The following is a 24216-nucleotide window of genomic DNA, read 5'->3' on the forward strand; positions in this document are numbered from 1 at the left end:
GGCTCTCCTGCCCTCAGGCTGCGTGACGCGCCTGACGCATCTGATCGAGCATTTTGTCCCAGGCAATATCCAGATCGCTGTCGAGCGTGAACAGGCCGGAACTGCCGACGATCAACACTTCCGCGCCCGCAGACATCAGATCCTGATACGTCCGCAGGTTGCAGGATCCGTCGATTTCGATCAGATAGCGGTAGCCTTTTTGCTGTTTGAGATCGCGCAGCTGGGCAATTTTGCCCAGCATTTCCGGGATGAACGGCTGCCCGGCGTAGCCCGGATCGACAGTCATGACGGTAATTTTATCCAGCAGATGAATGTAGTGCTGGATGTATTCCACCGGCGTCGCAGGGTTAAGTACCACGCCGACCTTTTTACCCAGAGAACGGATCTGGTTGATGATGCGGAACGCGTCGCGGTTGATGGTTTCGGCGTGCGGGCAAATAAAATCAGCACCGGCTCTGGCTATCGGTTCGATAAAGTCGGACGGATTTTCCACCATCATATGCACGTCCAGAACCAGCGACGTATGCGGGCGGATCTGTTCGATGAAGAACGGCGACAGCGTGATGTTTTTGACGTAATGGCCGTCCATGATGTCGATGTGCAGCATGTCAGCGCGGCGGTTAAGCACCTCAAGTTGCTGTCTGATGTCTATCAGGCTCATGCACATCAGCGACGGAGAAATTTTGTATTCCATGATGTTTTCCTAAGGTCAGAGGCTATTAAAATAAGCTTTAAAAATAAGGGTTAAGGTTGTGCAGCCCGCGCTTTGGCGGCGCTCATGCGTCCTGCGCGTTTTTGCAGGAAACGGGCACGGAAGAATTTCAGCGCCAGCACCACAATCAGTACCGCGCCCCACATCGCCAGGCTGAAATGCGGGCTGACGTTCAACAGATTCAGGCCGGTAGAAATTACCTGGAGGACAATCAGCGAGAGCACCACGCCCGCTACTTTGCCGAATCCGCCGTTCGGATCGGTGCCGCCTAAAATGATCGCCAGCACGGTCAGCAGCAGGTAAGAATCGCCGTAGCCCATACGCGCAGAGTTGAAGCGCGCCATCATCACCAGCCCGGCAATCACGCATAACATGCTGGAAATCACGTAAATGGCGATGAGGACACGGTGCGTGTTGACGCCGCTGAAATGGGTGGCGTTGATGTTGCTGCCGCTCATGTAGATGTATTTGCCCAGGCGCGTGCGTTCGAGGAATACTGCGATGAGCACCGCCGTCAGCAGGAAGATAATCAGCGGAACCGGTACGCCGAGCAGCGTTTCCGCGCCGATAAAGCGCACGATGTCCGGCATGCCGCTGATGGCCGCTCCGCGTGAGAGATAGATGCCGACGCCGTTCACCATCGTCATGGTGGCGAGCGTGACCAGAATCGGATGCGCCCCGACGTAGGCCACCAGCGCACCGGTCAGCATGCCGATGACCAACGCCAGAATCATTGCGCCAACCAGCGCCACGGTCAGCCAGACCGCCTGCATCGCCATGCTGGCATCGGGCGGCAGCCAGGTCAGAAACACCCACGCCATCAGCAGGCTGGTCAGGTTAGCGGTGGCAATAATGCACAGGTTCAGGCCGCCGCTGAGGATCGGGATAAACATCGCCAGCGTCAGCAAACCGAGTTCAGGCAGCTGAAACGCGACGCTCATAAAGGTGGCGTCACTGAAGAATCGCCCCGGCATCGCCAGGCTGAAACCGATAATGACCACCAGCAGCAACAGCGATAATCCCAGTGTGGTGTTGTCTATTTTCAGGGAAGCTATTTTCAGGGAAGCCATTTTCAGCCGTGGCCGGTCTTTAAGATTCACATTTCTGCTTTTCGCGAACATAGCGGTTTTCCTCAGGCGAAGCCGACTTCGGTTTCTTTGCGTTTCTTGTAATGGGTGACGGTGATGGCCGCGACAATCACCACGCCGATGACGATATTCATGAAGTAGCTGGAGACGCCAACCAGGTTGAGGCCGTTTTTCAGCACGCCAATCAGGAACACGCCCATCAGTGTGCCGACCACGCTGCCTTTGCCGCCGTTAAGGCTGGCGCCGCCGAGCACCGCGGCAGCCAGAACATCCAGCTCGCCGCCGACCAGCGCATTCGGCACGACTTCGCCGACGCGGTAGACCTGAACCAGCCCGCCAATCGCCGCCATCGCGCCGAGATAGCCGTACGCAAACAGGTGCAGCAGACCGACGCGGATGCCAATGCGGCGCGCGGATTCCTGATCACCACCGACCGCAAACAGCTGACGGCCCAGATGCGTTTTGTTGAGTAAAATCCAGCTCAGCGCTGCCACCGCCAGCATCACGACAACCGGCAGGCCAATCTGGTAATGCTGCTCGCCGACGCTGAACGGCAGGACGCGGATCGGCGTGGTCAGCCAGTCCGGCAGGTCGTAGAGGCTGGTGCCGTTGGTCAGCCACATCAGCATGCCGAACAGCAGTGACTGCATGCTGATGGTGACGATGATCGAGACAATGCGCAGGCAGTAGATCAGGATGGCGTTGATCATCCCGAGGACGGTGCCGATCGCGATCGCCAGTAAAATGCTGCCTGTCGGGCTGCTCAGGCCATAATGAATGGCCAGCGTGGCGATGAGGTACTGCACGACGGAAGCGACCGCCGCGAAGGAAATATCAATGCCGCCGGTGACCAGCACCACAAATAAGCCGAGGGCAAAAATGCCGCTGACGGCATAACTTTCGGTCAGATCGAGCAGGTTCTGAAGCGTCAGAAACTGATTGGTGAGCAGGGAAAACGTGACGATAACCACCAGCAAAACCCAGGCTAAATAACCTTCGTTGCTGGACGGGCGTAACCGGCTGAGCTTAAGCATTGACCGCCTCCGCAAGCTGTTGCTGAGTAATCGCGCCCGGAAGATATTCACCCTTCACTGTGCCTTCGGAGAAATGCAGCACGCGGTCGCAGTTGAAATACACTTCCGGCACTTCGTCGGAAATCAGCAGGATCGAAATGCCCTCTTCCGCCAGCTGGTGCACCAGCTGGTAAATACTGGCTTTCGCGCCGACGTCCACGCCGACGGTCGGTGAATCGAGGATCAGGATCTTCGGCTGCGTCAGCACCCATTTCGCCAGCACGATTTTTTGCTGATTGCCGCCGGACAGCGTGGAAATCGCCTGATCCGGGTTCGCGACTTTGACGCCGAGTTTTTCGATCCACTGCTGGATGATCTTGTTTTTGCGGTATTCGTCGATAAGATGAAAACGGCTGCGCAGCTGATCCATGATCGCCAGCACGGTGTTGTCACCGACCGATTGCTGCTGGATCAGTCCCAGCGTCAGCCTGTCTTCAGAGACATAGCCGATGCCGGATTTGATCGCGTCTTCATGGCTGCGAAAACGCACCGGTTTGCTGTCGAGGTAGATTTTGCCGCTGTCCGGTTTGGTCATACCAAACAGGCTTAGCGCCAGTTCGGTGCGTCCGGAACCGAGCAGGCCGCACAGGCCGAGCACTTCGCCGGCGTGCAGTTTGAAACTGACGTCGTGGTACTGGCCTTCGCGGGTGAGTTTGTCGGCTTCCAGCATGATGCGTTCGTCATTCATGTTGGCGGCTTTCAGGCGGTAATCGAGTCTGAGGCCGGTCATCAGCTCGGTCAGGCGCTCGCTGCTGACCTCAGAGGCCGGGACAGTGCCGACTTTTTTGCCGTCACGAATGACCGTGACGCTGTCGGAAATCTCCAGCACTTCGTCGAGACGATGGCTGACGAAGACCACGCTGATGCCTTTGTTTTTCAGGTAATGCACGGTGCGCAGCAGCTGATTCACTTCGGTGCGGGTCAGCGAGGCGGTCGGTTCATCCATAATGACTAACCGCGCATCGGCGACCAGCGCGCGGCAAATTGCCACCTGCTGGCGCTGGGCAATCGGCAGCGCCGACACTTTGCTGTCGAGATCTAAGGTGTAATTGAGTTCAGTAAGAATGCGCTGCGCGGTGTTGCGCAGGCGTGACGGGCGATACCAGCCCATCAGCCCTTGCAGGTTGTGGTCGAACGCGATGTTTTCAAACACGCTCAGGTTCGGAAACAGCGACAGATCCTGATAGATCACCTGAACGCCAAACTGCCGCGCCTGATCCGGGCTGAGTTTGCTGAACGTCTGAAGCCCCTGCGTGGCAGAACCCAGCGTGATCCGGCAACCGTTATCCGGCTGATAAACCCCCGAGATCACTTTGATCAACGTACTTTTACCACAGCCGTTGGTGCCCGCCAGGCAGTGAACTTCCCCCGGCATCAGCCGCAGGGAAATGTCGTTAAGCGCGCGCTGTCCGCCAAAGGTCACCGACAGATTCTGTACATCAATCAGCGGCGTGTTGTCTGTTTGAATGATCTCGGAGATTGCCATGATTACAGCCCCATTTTGACCAGTTTCGGCAGGTTCGCTTTATCCAGACTTTCGGTTTCGTTGCCCAGAATGGTGCGCGTGGCTTCATCGACTTTCACTTTGCCCATGCCTTCGATGGTCATGCCGTCAGTGATTTTTTCGCCTTTTTCCAGCTTCTCGGCGATGCGCACGAAGACTTCACCGGCCACCATCGGGTTCCAGATAAAGCCGCCTTTGATGGCACCGGCTTTCACCAGGCTTGCGCCCTGACCCGGACTGAATGGCCCGAAGACGCAGACATCATCGGTTTTGCCGCGGTTAAGCACCGCGCGGCCTGCGCCGATCGGGCCTTGTGAACCGATCGCCAGAATGCCTTTCAGGTTGGCGTCTTTAGACATCAGGTCGTTGGTGGTTCGGATGCTGTCATCAAGCGATTCGCCGACACCGAATTTGTCACCGACCAGGTGCATGTTCGGATAATGTTCTTTCTGATAATTGATGGCCGCGTCGGCCCATTTCTGATGCAGAGGCACGGTCAGGCTGCCGACGTACACCGCGTAATCGCCTTTTTCTTTCATACATTGTGCGAGGGCGATCATGTGGTTAATGCCGTGCTGGGTGGCGTCGACCATTTCGAAATCCCAGTCGGCGTATTTCTGATCCGGCGATTCATGCACGATGACTTTGATCCCGGCGTCGTGTGCGCGTTTCAGCACCGGCTCCAGCACGCGGGCATCGTTGGGCACCACGCCGATCACATCCACTTTCTGGGCGATCAGATCTTCAATCGCACGCACCTGCAACGCCGGATCGGCGCTGGTCGGGCCGACCTGCCATGCGTCGATCCCGCGTTTCGCCGCTTCGCTTTTGATCCCGGCTTCCATCGCGTTGAACCAGGCGTTACCGCCGACTTTCACCACCACGCCCATGCGAATTTTGTCAGCGGCGTGTGCTGACAGGGACAACATGGCTGTGGCGAACAGGCAGGCAAGAACGGATTTCTTGATCATGTTTACTCTCCTGGGAGGTCAGTTATTTACCGCAGCAAACGGGCCGTTGCGGTTGTTTTTAGTTTTTTTCTGTAGGGGTGACGGAGAAACTTCAATCACGTTAACGTTGCTCCAGGCCAGTTCCTGGCGGAATTCCTCATCCTCCAGATGGTCTGTTATCAGTGTGTCGATTTCCCGGTAGTGGCAGATCCGCGCAAAAGAGCGGCGGCCGAATTTGCTGGAGTCAGCCAGCAAAATTTTGTGCTCGGAGGAAAGCAGCATTTGCTGTTTCAGCCGCGCGTGATGCTCGTTGCTTTCACGGATACCGCCTTCATGGCTGATGCCGTGACAGGAGAAAAACAGTTTGTTGATGACGAACTCTTTCAGCATTTGCTCGGCCAGCACGCCGACGAAATCTTCATATTTCGCCGAATATTCACCGCCTAAACCGATGGTGCGCACATTGGCTTTCACCGACAGCGTCTGGATGATCTGCACTGAGTTGGTCAGCACCACCAGCTGAATATCGGGCAACTGGCGCGCCAGATACCAGCTGGTCGAACTGCTGTCGAGCAGCAGGCAATCACCCGGATTAATCAGCTGCAATGCGCGTTTGGCGATGCGCGTTTTGCTGTCAGGCGACTGATTACTGCGGTCGCGAAACGATTCGCCTTGTTCAATCTGCGACGGCACATAGGTTTTTTCGCCCGCCGAATGTTCCGTAAAGACCGCGCCGCCGTGGCTACGTAACAGCACGCCGCGCTTTTCCAGCAGCGCCAGATCCCGCCGCGCCGTTTCCAGCGAGATACGGCATAACTGCGCCACTTCCTGTACCAGAATGCGTCCGCGCTGGGTGAGAATTTCGGTAATAAAACGATGTCGCTCTACTGGCAGCATGTGGTGATTCCTCTTTCCCGATGTCAAACAGGATACGCAGCCCGGTGGTTGTGGAATGCGCAGTGCCTCAAACGCGGCTGTGTGCATTTTTTGCCACCGCCGTCATGTGATAGTTGTCACGAAAAGATGAGAAAAGATGAAATGTTAAAGTTTGGATCTGTGGCGGGAACGGCATTAAATCGTCATTTGCGTTGCAACAAGACAGCAACAGTTTTGCAAACGGTCACAATTCCTCGTGGTTTCCCATGACCTGTTATGACCGTTTGTGTGGAGTTGACCGTTTGGACATAAAAAAAGCGCCTTAAGGCGCTTCTGCATCCGAAGAAAGTATTATCTCCCACCCGCCAGATCGAGAAAGCTGCCGGTGACGTAGGAGGAGGAATCGGAGAGCAGCCAGTAAATCGCCTGCGCCACTTCTTCCGGCTGGCCACCGCGCTGCATCGGCAGATTGGCCTTCACGCGATCGACGCGCCCCGGCTCACCGCCGCTGGCGTGCATTTCGGTATAAATCAGACCGGGCCGCACGCAGTTTACGCGAATACCGTACGCCGCCACTTCCAGTGCCAGACCGGTGGTCAGGGTATCCACCGCCCCTTTCGACGCGGCATAATCAACATATTCGCCCGGCGCACCCAGACGGGCAGCCGCCGAGGAGACATTCACAATCGTCCCGCCCTTTCCGCCGTGCCGGTGCGACATGATTTTCACCGCCTCGCGGCTGCACAGGAAATAGCCCGTCACGTTGGTGGACAGCACTTTATTAATCCGCTCCGCCGAGAGGTTTTCAATCGTCGTCTGCTGGAACAGAATTCCGGCATTATTCACCAGCGCGGTGATTGTCCCGAGTTCTTCGCCCAGGCGTTTAAACATCGCGACCACCTGCGTTTCGTCGGCAATATCAGCCTGAAGCGCGATGGCTTTGCCACCAGCCTGTTGAATTTCATCGACGACGGATTGTGCAGCGGTTTCGTTATTCAGATAGTTGACGCCGACGGCGTAACCCTGCTGCGCGAGGAGGATCGCGGTTGCACGGCCGATACCGCGGCTACCGCCGGTGACGAGGGCAATATTCATTGCTGGGCTCCTTTGGGAAAATGCCGGAAATTAGGGAAGGATACGACGTTGGTTTGCTCCTCCCCCTGCGAAGGGGGAGGTTGGGAGGGGGTTTAGCACCAAAAACAATAATTTGGGGAAACTTCAATATAGGCATTTTGCTGTAATACCCCACCCCAACCCTCCCCTTCGCAGGGGAGGGAGCCGTTCGAGGCCGGTTCAGGCCTTACTTGTAATCACTCATCGGCACGCATGAACAGAACAAGTTCCTGTCTCCGTAAACGTCATCGAGACGTTTCACCGTCGGCCAGTATTTATTCTCATCACCTGCCGGGAACACGGCCACTTCGCGGGTGTACGGGTGGTTCCACTCGTTCACCAGCTCATTTTGTACGTGCGGTGCGTTCACCAGCGGGTTATCGGCCAGCGGCCATTCGCCTTTCGCTACACGATCAATTTCTTTGCGGATGGACAGCAGCGCATCGATAAAGCGATCCAGCTCCACTTTGCTTTCGGATTCGGTCGGTTCAACCATCAGCGTACCCGCAACCGGGAATGACATGGTTGGCGCGTGGAAACCGTAGTCGATCAGACGCTTGGCGATGTCCATTTCGCTGATACCAACGGTCTCTTTCAGCGGACGGATATCCAGAATACATTCGTGCGCCACGCGACCATCACGGCCGGTGTAGAGCACCGGATACGCGTCTTTCAGACGGGTAGCGATGTAGTTCGCATTCAGGATCGCAACCTGACTGGCTTGTTTCAGACCTTCCGCGCCCATCATGCGGATGTACATCCAGCTGATTGGCAGGATAGACGCGCTGCCAAACGGTGCCGCAGAAACTGCGCCGTTTTGCGTCAGGACACCGTCAATCTGCACGACGCTGTGGCCCGGAACAAACGGTGCCAGATGCGCTTTCACGCCGATCGGTCCCATACCCGGACCGCCACCGCCGTGCGGGATGCAGAAGGTTTTATGCAGGTTAAGGTGCGAAACGTCCGCGCCGATGTAACCCGGCGTGGTGATGCCGACCTGGGCATTCATGTTCGCGCCGTCGAGGTAAACCTGACCGCCGTACTGATGCACAATCTGGCAAACTTCGCGGATCGTTTCTTCGTAAACGCCGTGCGTGGAAGGATAAGTGACCATAATGCACGACAGCTCATCGCCCGCTTTCGCCGCTTTCTCACGCAAATCGCTCAAATCAATGTTGCCCTGTTTGTCGCAGGCCACCACCACCACCGTCATGCTCGCCATCTGGGCGGAAGCCGGGTTAGTGCCGTGCGCTGAACTTGGGATCAGGCAGATGTGACGGCTGCTTTCGTTACGGCTTTCGTGGTAACGACGGATCGCCAGCAGGCCCGCATATTCACCCTGCGCACCGGAGTTTGGCTGCATACACACCGCATCGTAACCGGTCAGCTGCACCAGCCACTGTGACAACTGACCAATCATTTGCTGATAGCCGGCGGCCTGTTCTGTCGGGCAGAACGGGTGCAATTCAGCAAATTCCGGCCAGGTGATCGGGATCATTTCGGCCGCAGCATTCAGTTTCATGGTGCAGGAACCCAGCGGGATCATCGCCTGATTCAGCGCCAGATCCTTTTTTTCCAGACGGTGCATGTAACGCATCATCTCGGTTTCGCTGTGGTACTGATTGAAAACCGGGTGCGTCAGAATCGGGTCCACACGCAGCATCGCGGCAGGAATCGAGTTGCTGTCGGTCGATGCGGCTTTATCCAGTTTGTCGATGTCCAGACCGTTGTCGTCACCCAGCAGGGCGGCGAACAGGATCTGCACATCTTCACGGGACGTCGCTTCGTCGAGCGTCACGCCTACGGCACCGTGAATGTCGGTGCGCAGGTTCAGACCAAAGCTCAGCGCGCGTTCCAGCACGGCAGCTTTGTCTTTGACTTCAACGGTCAGCGTGTCAAACCAGGTGTTGTGACGCAGGGTCAGGCCGCCCTGTTTCAGGCCAGAAGCCAGAATGTCGGTCAGACGGTGAATGCGTGATGCAATGCGTTTCAGGCCTTCAGGGCCGTGGAATACCGCATACAGGCTGGCAATATTCGCCAGTAAAACCTGCGAGGTACAGATGTTGGAGTTGGCTTTTTCGCGGCGGATATGCTGTTCGCGGGTTTGCATCGCCATACGCAGCGCGGTTTTCCCGGCGGCGTCACGGGAAACACCAATAATGCGGCCCGGCATGGAGCGTTTGAACTCGTCGCGGCAGGCGAAGAACGCGGCGTGCGGGCCGCCGTAACCCATCGGCACGCCAAAGCGTTGCGCGGAACCGAAGACCACGTCAGCGCCCTGTTTGCCCGGCGCGGCCAGCAGAACCAGCGCCATAATATCAGCGGCAACGCTGGTCACAATTTTGCGGGATTTCAGTTCGCCCAGCAGCGCGGTGTAATCGTGAACTTCACCGGTGGTGCCGACCTGTTGTAAAAGCACGCCGAAGACGCCTTCCAGATCGAGCACTTTTTCTGCTTTATCAACGATAACGTCAAAGCCGAAAGTTTCCGCACGGGTGCGGACAACGTCCAGCGTTTGCGGATGTACGTCATCCGCCACGAAGAAACGGTTAGCATCTTTCAGTTTGCTGGCGCGTTTCGCCAGCGCCATAGCTTCGGCGGCAGCGGTTGCTTCATCGAGCAACGACGCAGAAGCCAGATCCAGACCGGTCAGATCCAGCGTCAGTTGCTGGAAGTTGAGCAGCGCTTCGAGGCGGCCCTGAGACACTTCCGGCTGATATGGCGTGTACGCGGTGTACCAGCCCGGATTTTCCAGCATGTTGCGCAGGATCACCGGCGGCGTCAGCACTGCGCTGTAACCCATACCAATGTAGGATTTATAACGCTGATTCTGGCTGGCAATGGCTTTCAGCTCAGCCAGCGCCTGATGTTCTGTCACGGCATCGCCGACGGCCGGTGGCCCCGGCAGCTGAATATCGACCGGAACGATCTGCTGGATCAGCGCGTTTAACGAGTCTGCACCGACCGTGTCCAGCATCTGTTGCTGCTGCTGAGAAGACGGACCAATGTGACGGCCGATAAAGGCTTCGCTGTTTTCGAGTTGGCTGAGAGTCTGAGTCATTTGCTACGCATTCCTGAAATCTGCTGGAGGTGTCTTGGGATACTGACAAAAGCTACGGGTCTTGAATTCGCCCCGCAAACGGGTTGCGGGGCGGGCATTGCAGTCTTGATTACTCTTCGATTGAAGCTGAGTAGGCTTCTGCATCCAGAAGATTAGCCAGTTCGGCTTCGTCTGAGGCTTTAATCTGGAACAGGAAACCTGCGCCGTACGGCTCGCTGTTGACCAGCTCCGGAGAACCTTCCAGCTCGCCGTTCACAGCCACGATTTCGCCGCTGATTGGGGAGTAAATATCGGACGCCGCTTTAACGGATTCCGCGACCGCGCAGTCTTCGCCTGCGGCAACTTCACGGCCCACTTCTGGCAGGTCTACAAAGACCATGTCGCCCAGTAATTCCTGTGCGTGTTCGGTGATCCCTACGGTGTAAACGCCGTTGCCTTCTGAACGCACCCACTCGTGGGAAGACGCGTATTTCAAATCTGCTGGCACATTGCTCATCTTTAATCTCCTGAAAACGTTTTAAATTTTTATAAATCAGCTAATCGAATGGGTTACTGCGCCAGCGGTTTGCCGTTACGGACAAAGCCTGGTTTGGTGACTTTTACCGGCATTTCGCGGTTACGGATTTGAACAATAGCGTTTTCGCCAATGCCCGCCGGAACGCGTGCCAGAGCAATACTGTAGCCGAGAGTCGGGGAGAATGAGCCGCTGGTGATCACGCCTTCCTGCGTATTGCCCGCGCCGTCGGTAAATCGCACCGGCAGTTCGTTACGCAGCACGCCTTTCTCTGTCATCACTAAGCCAACAAGCTGTTCGGTGCCCTGCTCGCGCTGTCTTTCCAGTGCGTCACGGCCAATAAAGTTGCGGTCTTCCGGTGCCCACGCGATGGTCCAGCCCATATTGGCCGCCAGCGGTGAAACGCCTTCATCCATTTCCTGACCGTAGAGGTTCATGCCAGCTTCCAGACGCAGCGTGTCACGCGCGCCGAGCCCGGCAGGTTTAACGCCTGCGGCCAGTAATTTTTGCCAGAAATCAGCCACCTGCTCCTGCGGCAGTGCGATTTCATAACCGGCTTCACCGGTGTAGCCGGTCGTGGCAATAAAGAGGTCGCCCGCCTGCACGCCGAAGAACGGTTTCATGCCAGCGACGGCTTGTTTTTGTTCAGCGGTGAACAGCGTTTCGGCTTTTTCTTTCGCCTGCGGCCCCTGAACGGCAACCAGCGCTAAGTCATCACGCACGGTCAGTTCGATGCCGTACGGTTCTGCATGCTGCGAAATCCATGCCAGATCCTTTTCACGGGTGGCGGAATTCACCACCAGGCGGAAATAATCTTCAGTGAGGAAGTAAACAATCAGGTCGTCGATCACGCCGCCGGACGCATTGAGCATGCCGGTGTAAAGGGCTTTGCCCGGGACGGTGAGTTTGGCGACGTCATTCGCCAGAAGGTAACGGAGGAATTCGCGGGTCCGTGCGCCGTGAAGGTCAACGATGGTCATGTGCGAGACGTCAAACATACCGGCGTCCTGACGCACAATGTGGTGCTCATCCAGCTGCGAGCCGTAATGCAAAGGCATCATCCAGCCGTGGAAATCGACCATACGCGCACCGCACGCCACGTGTTGTTCATAAAGCTGAGTCTGCTTAACCATCTTATTCCTCATGACGAAAAGGCTGCCTGAAAATGTAAAAATGACAGGGAGCGCAAACGATACCCTTTATTTGAACTTACCACTGAATTCCCCTGCTAACCATAAGATAAAATATGTAGAGCAGAACGAATGTCAGTAATTTCTCAGGGGCATTGTGCAGAGTTTTTGACTGGTAAACTGGGGTTTGTGGCGCAAAATCTACAAATAAACACCAAAAGTATCGATGTTATATAACGGCGAGGCCGGATTTCTCACCCTTTTCAGAATGGGGAATCCGGCCTCGAATTAGAAAAAGTAATGGTAAAACCGAGCTGAAATTAGATTATTTCAATCGAAGTGAATCGTCCTGTAACCATTCAGGAAGATCGTTGAGCCCCATCGCCTGACGGACCAGTTGCGGTTTCACACCCGGTAAGGAATCCGCCAGCGTCAGGCCGATATCACGCAATAATTTCTTCGCAGGATTATCCCCGGCAAACAGTTCGCGGAAGCCCTGCATTCCCGCCAGCATCAGCGCCGCGCTGTGTTTACGGCGGCGCTCGTAACGGCGTAAATACATGTGCTGACCGAAATCTTTGCCTTCTTTTTGCAGACGTTTGATTTCAGAAGCCAGCTCGGCGGCGTCCATAAAGCCTAAGTTAACGCCCTGCCCGGCCAGCGGATGCACGGTGTGCGCCGCATCGCCGACCAGCGCCAGACGTGGCGCTGCAAAACTGCGGGCATAACGGCCGGTCAGCGGGAAGGTCAGACGCTCGCTTTCGACAGCACAAACGCCCAGACGCAGGTCAAAGGTGCTGGCGAGAATTTTATTAAACTCTTCCGGTGCCAGGGCGCTCAGACGCTGCGCTTCATCCGGCGAAACCGACCAGACGATAGAAGACAAATGAGCATCCGCCAGCGGCAGGAACGCCAGAATACCGTCACCGTGGAAAACCTGCCGTGCGACAGACTGGTGCGGCTCTTCGGTGCGAATGGTCGCAACCAGTGCATGATGGCGGTAGTCCCAGAACGTCAGCGGGATATCGGCATGCTGACGCAGCCACGACTGCGCGCCGTCAGCGCCGACCACTAAACGCGCGCTGAGCTGGCGGTCATCGCTGAGAGTCACGAACGCATCGTTTTCGCCCCACGCGACATTTTTCAGCGTCGCAGGTGCGAGCAGCGTGATGTCAGAAGAATTTTCTGCCCGCTGCCACAGGGCGCGGTGAATGACCTGATTTTCGATGATATGACCAAGGTGGCTGAAACCGTATTCTTCGCCACGAAATGCAATTTTACCGAAGCTGTCACGATCCCAGACTTCCATTCCCTGATACGCATTCGCGCGCTGAGCGATGATGTTGTCCCAGACGCCGATATATTTGAGCAGGCGCTCGCTGGCGGCGTTGATGGCAGAAACGCGCATGCCCGGCTGTTCCGGCAAAGGTGAATCGAGATCCGGCAGCTGGTTTTCCAGCACGGCAACGCGCAGACCGCTGCCCTGTAATCCGCATGCCAGCGCCAGACCGACCATTCCGCCACCGGCGATAACCACATCAAAAGATTGCATAATTTTTCCTGTAAGGCCCGGAACGGAATTAACGGTCAACCCAGCCGAGCGTCCGCCTTGTAAACGCATCGCGCAACGGCGTGATGCCTTCCATCGCCAGTAAACCCAGATTGCGGCCGACCATTAATGGCAGATAACGGTTGGCAAAGAGGTGGATCAGGCCGTCGGTAACGCCGACGGTCGCCTGCTGATCGGGCTGACGGCGGTTCTGATAATCGCAAAGTACGCGATAACTGCCGACGTCGTTGCCCTGCTTTGCGGCGCCTGCCAGCGTTTCCGCCAGCGTCATCACATCGCGCAGGCCGAGGTTAAAACCCTGACCGGCAATCGGATGCAGCGTTTGCGCCGCGTTACCCACCAGCGCCAGACGATGGCTGATATGGCTGTTGGCTTTTTGTAATTGCAGCGGATAACTGAAGCGTTTACCGGCCTGTTTCAGGGTACCCAGACGCCAGCCAAAGGCCTTTTGCAGTTCGCTGAGGAACTTCACCTCGCTCCAGTGATCAATTTCTTCACGGGCTTCGCGCGGGTGGCACCAGACCAGCGAACTGCGCCCGTCGGACATCGGCAATAAAGCCAGCGGTCCGTTTTGGGTGAAGCGTTCGAACGCACGGCCGTTATGCGGTTCGCTGGTGGCGATGTTGGCGATGACGGCAATCTGCCCGTAATCCTCGCGTTGCCAGCTGATATTGCAGGCTTTCGCCAGCGACGAATGAGAACCGTCAGCAGCGACCAGCAACTGCGCGGTGAGCGTTTCGCCACTGTCGAGCGTGACACTCGCGTTGTCGGTTTGTCTTTGAACATCAACCACTTTTGCCGGGCAATGCACCGTCACGCCGGGCGCCTTGCTGAGCATGGCAAACAAACGGTTGCCAACTTCATGCAGCTCAACAACGTGACCGAGCGCTTCGACACCGTAATGCGCCGCAGTGAGATTCACAAAAGCCGCATGACCGCGATCGCTGACGTGAATGTCACGGATAGGCGTCGCGATTTTTGCCAGTGCCGGCCAGATCCCGACGCGCGCCAGTTGCTGGCAGGTTCCCTGCGCGAGCGCAATCGAACGGGCATCAAAACCCGGATGCCCGTGTTCTTGCGGCGCGGTCGCTTCCACCAGATGCACCGGCAGACGCCCCTGCGTCAGCGAGGAAATCGCCAGCGCCAGCGTGGCACCGGTCATTCCGCCGCCAACAATCACTATGCTCATAGAGAAACAATGCTCATATTATTTACGTGCCGCCGCCATTAAGGCTTCGATATCATCGGCTTCTTTCACCACGTCGCCGGTCAGAATTTCGATGCCGGTCGCGGTGATCAGAATGTCGTCTTCGATGCGAATACCGATGCCGCGATACGCTTCCGGAACGTCGGCGTCCGGCGCGATGTACAGACCCGGTTCAACGGTCAGCACCATGCCCGGTTCCAGCGTACGGCTGCGATCTGCCGAGCCATAATGGCCGACGTCATGAACGTCCAGGCCCAGCCAGTGAGACAGGCCGTGCATGAAGAACTGACGGTGCGCCTGTTCGGCATACAGCGTGTCGACATCGCCTTTCATCACGCCCAGTTTCACCAGACCTTCAATCATCACGCGCACGGCCGCTTCGGTCGCCGCCTGAATGCTGCTGCCCGGCTTTAAAATCTCCAGCGCTTTGTATTCTGACGCCAGCACGATGTCGTAGATTTCGCGCTGTGCTTTGCTGAATTTACCGTTCACCGGGAAGGTGCGGGTGATGTCACCCGCATAGCCTTTATATTCGCAACCGGCGTCGATCAGCACTAAGTCGCCGTCACGCATTTCACATTCGTTTTCGGTGTAATGCAGAATGCAGCCATTTTCACCGCTGCCGACAATGGTGTTGTAGGAAGGATAACGTGCGCCGTGGCGGTTGAATTCGTGATGAATTTCGCCTTCGAGCTGATATTCGAACATCCCCGGACGGCATTTTTCCATGGCGCGGGTGTGTGCCAGCGCGGTGATTTGCCCGGCACGGCGCATAACCGCGATTTCTTCGGCGGATTTGAACAGACGCATATCGTGAACCCACGGGCGCCAGTCAGTGACGGTCGCGGGCGCGGCGAAGTTCTGACGAAAACCTTTACGCAGTTTTTCCATCGCACGGTTAACGATTTCATCGGCATAGGCATATTCGCCCTGCGCGTGATAGACCACGTCAAGGCCGTTGAGCAGTAAATGAAGCTGGTCGTTGATGTCGCCGAAAGGCAAGGCTTTGGTCACGCCCAGCTTAGCCGGTGCAGCTTCCTGCCCCAGACGACGCCCGAACCAGATTTCAGCGGTGAGATCACGCACGCGGTTAAACAGCACGCTGTGGTTATGATTTTCATCACTTTTGACCAGAATCAGCACGGCTTCCGGTTCGTTGAAACCGGTGAAATACCAGAAGTCACTGTTCTGACGATACGGGTATTCACTGTCGGCGCTGCGCGGGGCTTCGGGTGCCGCAAAAATTATCGCAGCGCTTCCCGGTACCATTTTCGCTAACAGCGCCTGGCGACGGTTCTCGATCTCTTGCTGAGTCATCACTTTCTCCTGAAATCGTTTTAGTTCGTTGTTATTAAATGTGTTCTCAAATAATCAGTGCAACGTGCGGGTATTTTCCGGTGCAGACGGCAGGCTGTGGCCAAATTCGCCAAAGCACAAAATGGCCGCCACGCGGACGTACTCCACCACTTCCTCTAAAGATTGCGCCAGTTGTTCCTGATCTTCATCTTCGTCGTAACCAAGTTGCGCGATGCTACGCAAATCATCGATGGCTTCGCCGACTTCGCCTTTCACTTTCGCGAGTTTAGGCTGCATCATGCCAAGGCCGAGCAGGAAATGATTGACCCAACCGGCGAGCGCGTCGGCACGTTCGAAGACGCTTTTGTCGTCATCGGGCATCATCATTTTAAATTCGAAGCTGTCATCTTCGAGCGTATCGGAGGTGACTTTACGTAGCTGTTGCAGCAAATCCGCCAGCGTATGCGGGAAGGCCATGCCTTCATTGGTCAGATCATGCACCATCGTCAGCCAGCTGCCGTCGCGGTTGCCGCCACACAGTAAGCCACTGATCAGACCGTGCATTTCTGCTGCGGTCAAAGCAACCGATTGTTGTTTCAGGTTTTGATCCAACGAATCGTAAGTAGGGTAAGTATTCTCAATAGACATGCGCATTCGCCATCGTTGGCAGGTTAAGTTCGTGTTATGCTACCACCAAGGTCTGTCGTAGTACCAGATTAGCAGCCCGCAATCAGGCTCACTTTGGCCTGAATGGCACGCCCTGAACAATCGGGCAGCAGTCAGCCGGTCATGGGGTTGTAACCTGGTATTGAGATAGTTATAGTGGCGCCCGCTTCCAACATCCTGCGCCAGGTCGTAGTGGTCACGTTGGGGCGGACGAATAAATCAGCAGGAAGGTGGCATGTCTGCACAACCGGTAGATATTCAAATTTTTGGTCGCTCGTTACGGGTGAATTGTCCGCCAGAACAACAGGAAGCACTGAATCTGGCAGCTGAAGATCTTAATCAGCGGTTGCAAGATCTTAAAGTTCGCACTAGAGTCACCAATACAGAGCAACTGGTTTTCATCGCGGCATTGAACGTATGTCACGAACTTGCTCAGGAAAGGTTGAAAACGCGCGATTACGCATCCAATATGGAACAACGTATCCGGATGCTGCAGCAAACCATCGAGCAGGCATTGCTCGAACAAGGCCGGATCTCTGAACGTGAAGGGGCGCCTTTCGAATAACACACGTTGCTGATGTGGCTCGTCACAGGCCAGTCAGAAGCGGTAAAAAATTTCTCTGAGATGTTCGCCAGCGGGCCCGTCCCCTGAGCCGATAATTAGTACCAACAGAATGTGATGATCCGTAATCGGTGCGCATGCTCGGTCCGTCCGAGAAGCCTAAAGATTGCGACAGCACGTTCACCTTGAACCATGGGTTCAAGGGTTACAGCCTGCGACGGCATCTCGGAGATTCCCCTTTCTTTTCGGTACATCCCTTTCTGGTGTTTGTATCTATGTCGCACACTCCTCTTTTTGCTTCTGCCCGACAAAATATCCGTACTGAAATTCGCCAGCGTAGAAAAAATCTGACTGCCGGTCAGCAAACACAGTTTGCCCTTCAGGCCGCTGATCGCGTTGCCGCACACCCTAAAATTCAGTCTGCCAGCACGATTTCAGTTTTTCTGTCCTTCGACGGAGAGCTTGATACCACACCGTTGATTCAGCGCCTGTGGCAGGAAGGAAAAGAGCTTTGTCTGCCTGTGCTGCATCCGTTTTCTCCTCACCATCTGTTGTTCCTGCGCTATACGCCTGAAACACCGCTGGTGCGCAATCGTCTTAAAATCCTCGAACCACAACTCGATGTCACAAAGGTTCTGCCTTTATCTCAGCTGGATATCATCCTGACGCCGCTGGTCGCGTTTGACAGCCACGGACAACGTCTGGGTATGGGCGGCGGATTCTACGACCGCGCGCTGGAGCACTGGCAGGATGGCGGGCCGTATCCGATAGGCTTAGCGCATGATTGCCAGCAAGTGGATGCCTTGCCCGTGGAACACTGGGATGTGCCTTTGCCGCAAGTGATCACGCCGGGCAAAGTATGGACATGGTAAAGACCGGCTGACTGTTAATGCTTCTCTCCGATAATACTCCCCCTCAGAAAATTCCCCTTATACATACCGTTACACGCCGAAACCAATCCCTCACGGACAATAAAATCCGTCATGTCTATTATCTTCTCAACGGCCCCGCAGTGGGGCAGACACATAAACCGATATCTCTGAGGAATTAAACATGAAAAAAGTATTAGCTCTGGTTGTAGCCGCTGCAATGGGTCTGTCTTCTGTCGCTTTCGCTGCTGAAACAACCGCAACGCCAGCACCTGCTGCTGCAGCAACAACCGCTGCACCTGCTGCCAAGCACGTAACCAAACACAAGACTCATAAGAAAGTCGCTCAGAAAGCTCAGGCTGCTAAAAAACACAAAAAAGCCACTAAGAAAGCGGCTCCGGTAGCCCAGAAAGCGCAGGCTGCTAAGAAACACGTAAAACACGCTAAGAAAGCGGCTCCGGTAGCTCAGAAAGCGCAGGCTGCTAAGAAACACGTGAAACATGCTAAGAAAGCTGCTCCGGTAGCTCAGAAAGCGCAGGCTGCTAAGAAACACGTGAAACATGCTAAGAAAGCTGCACCAGCTGCAAAAGCAACACCAGCAGCATAAGAAGTCACCAAGAAGTCTTTGTGAGGTGTTAACTCGCAATAACCAGGACTGCTAAATTTACACCCGGTTCGCCGGGTGTTTTTTTCTCCAGTTTTTATCCTGAGGTACTGTGGATGATGCTGCGCCGCTTCCAGTTCGAAATCACCCTGTCTTCACTGATCCTCTGTGGTCTTGTCAGCCTGTTCTTTTACTTCTGACATTTTCGTGAAATGCCCTGAGATGGCGCCCGTCATCGGCTCAACACCTTGAGCAATCTGGCAAACGACTCATCGGTATGATCTTCCCGTCTGCGGGAAATGGCATAAAAAAACCGCCTTTCGGCGGTTTATGTTCTGTTACTGCGCAGATCGTCAGTAAAGCAAGCGAGCACGGATCGTGCCCGGTATTGCTTTCATCAGTTGCAGCGCGGTGTTCAGCGTGGTGACATCCGTTTCAGCATCGATAACCACATAACCGACTTCCGGGCTGGTTTGCAGATACTGCGCCGCAATGTTGATGCCCTGCTCCGCGAAAATCTGGTTGATGCTGGTCAGCACGCCCGGACGGTTTTCGTGGATATGCAGCAAACGGCTGGCTTTCTCGGTATGCGCTGGCAAAGAGGCTTCCGGGAAGTTAACCGCAGACAACGTTGAACCGTTGTCAGAGTATTTCGCCAGTTTACCTGCCACTTCCAGGCCAATGCCTTCCTGCGCTTCCATGGTAGAACCGCCGATGTGTGGCGTCAGCAGAACGTTGTCGAATTCACACAGCGGAGAATTGAACGGATCGCTGTTGGTCGCCGGTTCTTCCGGGAAGACGTCGATAGCCGCACCGGACAGATGTTTACTGCGCAGCGCATTGCACAGGGCAGGAATGTCGATCACCGTGCCGCGTGAGGCGTTGATCAGCAATGCGCCCGGCTTGATTTGTGCCAGCTGCACTTCGGAAATCATGTTTTTGGTGCCTGGCGTTTCAGGAACGTGCAGGGTTACGACGTCGCTGGTGCTGAGCAGTTCTTCCAGAGTCGCAATCGGCTGCGCATTACCCAGCGGCAATTTGCTTTCGATGTCGTAATAGAAGACGCGCATCCCCAGGCTTTCCGCCAGAATACCCAGCTGTGTACCGATGTGGCCGTAGCCGACAATACCCAGACGTTTTCCGCGCGCTTCAAAAGAGCCGACGGCCAGTTTGTTCCAGATCCCGCGGTGCGCTTTGGCGTTGGCCTCAGGAATACCGCGCATCATCAGCAACATTTCGCCCAACACCATTTCGGCGACGGAACGGGTATTGGAGAACGGTGCGTTAAAGACCGGAATACCGCGACGGGTTGCCGCTTTCAAGTCAACCTGATTGGTACCGATACAGAAACACCCTACAGCCACCAGTTTTTCTGCTGCCTGGAACACTTCTTCGGTCAGCTGAGTACGCGATCGGAGTCCAACAAAGTGCGCATCACGGATCGATTCTTTCAGCGATTCCGTATCTAAAGCACCTTTGTGAAATTCAATATTGGTGTAACCCGCGGCACGGAGTGTATCAACCGCACTTTGGTGGACGCCTTCCACTAACAAAAATTTAATCTTGTCTTTCTCAAGTGATACTTTTGCCATTTCCCGACCCTATATTTTTTCTGGCTGAATTCGAACTGCTAGGTGACTGCTCACAGTCAACATAACAAAAAATACGCCATCATCAATACAAACGATTGCCTGCCAGACAGCAGAAGGCTCACCGCGCCTGTTGGTTTTCAGCATTTCCTGCTGGTTAGATTTTGCAGAGCAAGACGTTCAGGAGGCGTTAGTGAGAAATGTGACATAAGTCACCAAATTAAGGCTTTTGAAGAAAAGATGATTCAGTCAGAAAATTATCATCTTCATAACATTGTGTTATGACAGGGGGATGACTGGCTGCTTTCAGCAAAAGCAGCCAGATCTTCTGCTTATTGATGGGTTACTTCAGCGTGACAGTTTTTACGCCTTCAGAAGTGCCTACCAGCGCAACGTCGGCGCCACGGTTGGCGAACAGCCCTACCGTCACCACGCCCGCAATTCCGTTGATCTTATTTTCCATCGCGACGGCATCCAGAATGCTCAGATTATGGACGTCGAGAATGATATTGCCGTTGTCAGTCAGAACGTTCTGGCGGTATTCCGGCAGGCCACCAAGTTTCACCAGTTCACGCGCAACGTAAGAACGCGCCATCGGGATGACTTCTACCGGCAGCGGGAATTTACCCAGCACATCGACTTGCTTGGACGCGTCCACAATACAGACGAATTTTTTGGCGATCGCGGCAATGATTTTTTCGCGGGTCAGCGCAGCGCCGCCGCCTTTGATCATCTGCATGAAACCGTTGATTTCATCCGCGCCGTCAACGTAAACGTCCAGCGAGTCCACTTCGTTGCTGTCGAAAACGTGAATGCCTAAGCTTTTCAGTTTTGCCGTTGAAGCGTCAGAACTGGAAACGGCACCTTCAATCTGACCTTTGATGGAACCCAGTGCATCGATGAAATGGGCGGCGGTGGATCCGGTTCCTACACCGACGATGGTGCCCGGGGTCACGTAATCCAGTGCGGCCCAGCCGACTGCTTTTTTCAATTCTTCCTGCGTCATAATGGCTTCTCTGTCTGATAACGTAAGTGGCGTGAATACGGAAAAGTGTCGGTGATTATAAAGCATGTGCCGGCAGATTGGGCAGACAAGAGCGTGACCAGATCACACTTATTAAGTGCAATTGGGTTGTAAACGCCCCGATTTTCCTCACCACAAAACCTGACAATCTGTGGCATAGTGTTCGGATAAAATTAAATCCAAGGGACAGAACTCCGATGAAACGCCCGGACTATAGAACGCTACAGGCACTGGACGCGGTGATCCGTGAGCGCGGTTTTGAGCGCGCCGCACAAAAGCTTTGCATCACCCAATCGGCGGTCTCTCAGCGCATTAAACAACTGGAAAATTTGTTCGGCCAGCCTCTGCTGGTGCGTACCGTGCCGCCTCGTCCGACGGAACAGGGGCAGAAATTACTGGCCCTGTTACATCAGGTGGAATTGCTGGAAGAAGAGTGGCTCGGCAGTGACAGCAACAGCGACAGTAATGATACGCCGCTGCTGCTTTCGCTGGCGGTCAACGCCGACAGCCTGGCAACCTGGCTGTTACCGGCGCTGAAATCTGTGCTGGTCGACTCACCTATCCGCCTGAATTTACAGGTTGAAGATGAAACCCGGACGCAGGAACGTCTGCGCCGCGGTGAAGTGGTCGGTGCGGTGAGTATTCAGCCGCAGCCGCTTCCGAGCTGTCTGGTCGATCAACTTGGCGCACTGGATTACCTGTTTGTCGCTTCTAAACCCTTTGCCGATCGGTATTTCCCGAACGGCGTCACCCGTTCCGCGCTGCTGAAAGCGCCGGCGGTTGCGTTTGACCATCTCGACGATATGCACCAGGCGTTCCTGCAACAAAACTTCGATTTGTCACCGGGCAGCGTGCCATGTCATATCGTTAACTCGTCGGAAGCCTTCGTGCAGCTGGCCCGTCAGGGCACGACCTGTTGTATGATCCCGCATCTGCAAATCGAGAAAGAACTGGAAAGCGGCGAACTTATCGACCTGACGCCCGGCCTGTTCCAGCGCCGGATGCTCTACTGGCACCGCTTTGCGCCGGAAAGCCGCATGATGCGTAAAGTCACCGACGCCCTGCTGGCACACGGCCATCAGGTATTGCGTCAGGACTGATTTACCCCCGCAGAAAACAAAAAACCCGCCGAGGCGGGTTTTTACATGGACGTCTGTCTCTGAATATCTGAAATATGAAAGATATTAACGCTGGAGTTCGAACACCACATCCACCTGATCATCAAAGTGAATGCTTTGCTGTTCGTAAGTTTCAGCGGCATCATTTTGCGTTGGTGCCGCGGTGGCTTTAAACATCCGCGCAACCGGCATTGGCTGGTAGTTAGCGACGTGATAACGAATGCTGTAAACCGGCCCCAGCTTGGTGTGGAAACCTTCTGCCAAAGATTTTGCCTGCTGTGTGGCGTTATCAATGGCTTTCTGACGCGCTTCGTCACGGAAACGATCAGGATTTGCCACACCCAGTTCGATAGAACGGATTTCATTCAGGCCGGATTTTAACGCGCCATCCAGCAAATCGTTCAGTTTATCCAGCTGACGCAATGTCACCTGAACCTGACGCACCGCACGGTAGCCTTTCAGCTCTGAACTGCCGTCTTTCAGGTAGTTATATTCCGGCTGCGTGCTGAGATTCGCGGCATTGATGTCTTTCTTTTCAATTCCGTTTTTCTGCAGGAAACCAAAATATTCCGCCACACGATCGTCGGCTTGTTTCTTGGCGCTCGCGGAATCTTTTGCCGATACGCTCACTTCAATGGCCAGCGTCGCGATATCCGGTGTGGCGTCAACGCTTGCCGTACCTGATGTCACCACGTGCGGCCCGGCAGGAACTTCTGCCGCGTGCAACGCCAAAGGTAAAGTCCCTAATCCCAACATCGCTGCTACAGCCAATGCTTTCAGTTTCACAGTGCCTCCATTAATCATCAAAGATCTGGCAATAGTTAATTCAATCAATCCGCAAAACCGTAGCATAAACCGTTACAACTGAAACTAAGATTAGTGACAAAAACCTGTTTCCGGGCAAAAACTCAAAATACGCCGGTCTGACGCGCGAGTTGAATCGCGATCGCCCACATGATGGTGCCGACGATAAAATTGATGACGCGCTGCACTTTCCCGGTGTTTAACCAGGGCGCGAGTAATGCCGCGAGAATGGCCAGCCCGAAGAACCACAGCACAGAAGCGCTGACCGCGCCGAGCGCAAACCACGAACGTTCATCGTGGCTCAGGCTTCCGCCCAGGCTGCCCAATACGACAAATGTATCGAGATAAACGTGCGGATTGAGCCAGGTCACCGCCAGCATGCTGACGACAATCTTCCAGCGGCTTTGCTTCGCCACTTCGGCCTGCGCCAGTTCAGGATTTTTGCTGAACGCCGTACGGAATGCGCCCCAGCCATACCACAGCAAAAATGCCACGCCGCCCCAGCTCACCAGCGCCAGCAACAACGGCGATTTACTCAGCAGCGCGCTGCCGCCAAATATCCCGCCGCAAATCAGCACGATATCGCTCAGCGCGCATAAAGACGCAATCATCAGATGATACTGGCGGCGAATGCCCTGATTCATCACAAACGCATTCTGCGGCCCCAGGGGTAAAATCATTGCGGCGCTCATCGCCAGTCCTTGCAGGAAAATAGCCAGCACGTGAATATCCTTAAAGAGTTAATAACAGAGATTGCGCGCAGTGTAAGGGCTTTGGTGTCATTAGAGGAAATGGATATTTCTAATCGGTCATTAGCCTGGCTTATTTGTGAGGGATCCGATTTTCAGACACAAAAAAGGCGCCCGCAGGCGCCCTTTGAGAAGCC

The 24216-nt window shown here is 55.0% G+C and carries 22 protein-coding genes and 1 other RNA gene; 5 read left to right on the forward strand and 18 right to left on the reverse strand.

The window, feature by feature from the left end:
- Window positions 1–13: 13 nt before the first annotated feature.
- From alsE to KWG64_RS23425, 14 genes are all read right to left on the reverse strand, one after another.
- Window positions 14–694 carry a D-allulose 6-phosphate 3-epimerase gene (alsE, locus tag KWG64_RS23360; RefSeq protein ID WP_218523277.1) on the reverse strand — a complete coding sequence of 227 codons (681 nt, stop codon included), beginning with the start codon at window positions 692–694 and terminating at the stop codon, window positions 14–16.
- Window positions 695–744: 50 nt separating this feature from the next.
- Complete coding sequence (locus KWG64_RS23365; protein ID WP_218523298.1) at window positions 745–1782, reverse strand: ABC transporter permease; 1038 nt, start codon at window positions 1780–1782, stop codon at window positions 745–747.
- Between the two features lie 62 nt (window positions 1783–1844).
- Window positions 1845–2834 (reverse strand): ABC transporter permease, encoded by a 990-nt coding sequence (locus tag KWG64_RS23370; RefSeq protein WP_195823725.1) that lies wholly within the window; start codon window positions 2832–2834, stop codon window positions 1845–1847.
- A complete protein-coding gene (locus tag KWG64_RS23375) occupies window positions 2827–4359 on the reverse strand; it encodes a sugar ABC transporter ATP-binding protein (protein WP_218523278.1) in 1533 nt (510 codons plus the stop codon). The genes KWG64_RS23370 and KWG64_RS23375 overlap by 8 nt, the downstream gene beginning before the upstream one ends.
- Window positions 4360–4361: 2 nt before the next feature.
- A complete protein-coding gene (locus KWG64_RS23380) occupies window positions 4362–5348 on the reverse strand; it encodes a substrate-binding domain-containing protein (RefSeq protein ID WP_206738862.1) in 987 nt (328 codons plus the stop codon).
- An 18-nt stretch (window positions 5349–5366) separates the two neighbouring features.
- Window positions 5367–6224: a DeoR/GlpR family DNA-binding transcription regulator gene (locus KWG64_RS23385; protein ID WP_101075362.1), complete on the reverse strand. Its 858-nt coding sequence runs from the start codon at window positions 6222–6224 to the stop codon at window positions 5367–5369.
- Between the two features lie 330 nt (window positions 6225–6554).
- The gene (locus tag KWG64_RS23390; RefSeq protein ID WP_218523279.1) at window positions 6555–7298 is read right to left on the reverse strand and encodes an SDR family oxidoreductase; all 744 of its coding nucleotides are present in this window, start codon (window positions 7296–7298) and stop codon (window positions 6555–6557) included.
- A gap of 205 nt (window positions 7299–7503) precedes the next feature.
- Window positions 7504–10377 (reverse strand): aminomethyl-transferring glycine dehydrogenase, encoded by a 2874-nt coding sequence (gcvP, locus tag KWG64_RS23395; protein ID WP_218523280.1) that lies wholly within the window; start codon window positions 10375–10377, stop codon window positions 7504–7506.
- A 109-nt stretch (window positions 10378–10486) separates the two neighbouring features.
- On the reverse strand, window positions 10487–10873 hold the full coding sequence (gene gcvH, locus KWG64_RS23400) for a glycine cleavage system protein GcvH (protein ID WP_195823729.1): 387 nt from the start codon (window positions 10871–10873) through the stop codon (window positions 10487–10489).
- 53 nt (window positions 10874–10926) lie between these two features.
- A complete protein-coding gene (gene gcvT, locus KWG64_RS23405; RefSeq protein WP_218523281.1) occupies window positions 10927–12024 on the reverse strand; it encodes a glycine cleavage system aminomethyltransferase GcvT in 1098 nt (365 codons plus the stop codon).
- 322 nt (window positions 12025–12346) lie between these two features.
- Complete coding sequence (gene ubiI, locus KWG64_RS23410; protein ID WP_218523282.1) at window positions 12347–13573, reverse strand: FAD-dependent 2-octaprenylphenol hydroxylase; 1227 nt, start codon at window positions 13571–13573, stop codon at window positions 12347–12349.
- 28 nt (window positions 13574–13601) lie between these two features.
- Window positions 13602–14780, reverse strand: a complete 1179-nt coding sequence (ubiH, locus tag KWG64_RS23415; RefSeq protein WP_218523283.1) for a 2-octaprenyl-6-methoxyphenyl hydroxylase — start codon at window positions 14778–14780, stop codon at window positions 13602–13604.
- A gap of 18 nt (window positions 14781–14798) precedes the next feature.
- Entirely contained in the window at window positions 14799–16115 is a 1317-nt protein-coding gene (gene pepP, locus KWG64_RS23420; protein WP_101075351.1) for a Xaa-Pro aminopeptidase, read from the reverse strand.
- A 54-nt stretch (window positions 16116–16169) separates the two neighbouring features.
- Window positions 16170–16742, reverse strand: a complete 573-nt coding sequence (locus KWG64_RS23425) for a YecA family protein (protein WP_195823733.1) — start codon at window positions 16740–16742, stop codon at window positions 16170–16172.
- A gap of 253 nt (window positions 16743–16995) precedes the next feature.
- Here KWG64_RS23425 and zapA point away from each other — a divergent pair, with 253 nt between their 5' ends.
- From zapA to asr, 4 genes are all read left to right on the forward strand, one after another.
- Window positions 16996–17325 carry a cell division protein ZapA gene (gene zapA / locus KWG64_RS23430; RefSeq protein WP_013576788.1) on the forward strand — a complete coding sequence of 110 codons (330 nt, stop codon included), beginning with the start codon at window positions 16996–16998 and terminating at the stop codon, window positions 17323–17325.
- 49 nt (window positions 17326–17374) lie between these two features.
- Window positions 17375–17558, forward strand: a non-coding RNA gene (ssrS, locus tag KWG64_RS23435) — 6S RNA.
- 39 nt (window positions 17559–17597) lie between these two features.
- Window positions 17598–18194 carry a 5-formyltetrahydrofolate cyclo-ligase gene (locus tag KWG64_RS23440; RefSeq protein ID WP_218523284.1) on the forward strand — a complete coding sequence of 199 codons (597 nt, stop codon included), beginning with the start codon at window positions 17598–17600 and terminating at the stop codon, window positions 18192–18194.
- Between the two features lie 181 nt (window positions 18195–18375).
- Entirely contained in the window at window positions 18376–18798 is a 423-nt protein-coding gene (asr, locus tag KWG64_RS23445) for an acid resistance repetitive basic protein Asr (protein WP_218523285.1), read from the forward strand.
- Between the two features lie 350 nt (window positions 18799–19148).
- Here the strand turns inward: asr and serA are convergent, their stop codons facing one another.
- Together serA and rpiA are read right to left on the reverse strand one after the other, a co-directional pair.
- Window positions 19149–20387 carry a phosphoglycerate dehydrogenase gene (gene serA, locus KWG64_RS23450; protein WP_195813877.1) on the reverse strand — a complete coding sequence of 413 codons (1239 nt, stop codon included), beginning with the start codon at window positions 20385–20387 and terminating at the stop codon, window positions 19149–19151.
- A 340-nt stretch (window positions 20388–20727) separates the two neighbouring features.
- Window positions 20728–21390: a ribose-5-phosphate isomerase RpiA gene (rpiA, locus tag KWG64_RS23455; protein WP_152327761.1), complete on the reverse strand. Its 663-nt coding sequence runs from the start codon at window positions 21388–21390 to the stop codon at window positions 20728–20730.
- A gap of 215 nt (window positions 21391–21605) precedes the next feature.
- Between rpiA and KWG64_RS23460 the strand changes: the two genes are divergently transcribed.
- Window positions 21606–22508, forward strand: coding sequence for a LysR family transcriptional regulator ArgP (locus tag KWG64_RS23460; RefSeq protein ID WP_101075345.1), 903 nt, complete (start codon window positions 21606–21608; stop codon window positions 22506–22508).
- An 84-nt stretch (window positions 22509–22592) separates the two neighbouring features.
- Here KWG64_RS23460 and KWG64_RS23465 read toward each other — a convergent pair whose 3' ends face one another.
- Window positions 22593–23312, reverse strand: a complete 720-nt coding sequence (locus KWG64_RS23465; protein ID WP_218523286.1) for an oxidative stress defense protein — start codon at window positions 23310–23312, stop codon at window positions 22593–22595.
- Window positions 23313–23434: 122 nt separating this feature from the next.
- The gene (argO, locus tag KWG64_RS23470) at window positions 23435–24052 is read right to left on the reverse strand and encodes an arginine exporter ArgO (protein ID WP_218523287.1); all 618 of its coding nucleotides are present in this window, start codon (window positions 24050–24052) and stop codon (window positions 23435–23437) included.
- Window positions 24053–24216 lie beyond the last annotated feature (164 nt).

The organism is Rahnella sp. PD12R, from assembly GCF_019200965.1.
Lineage (GTDB): Bacteria > Pseudomonadota > Gammaproteobacteria > Enterobacterales > Enterobacteriaceae > Rahnella > Rahnella laticis.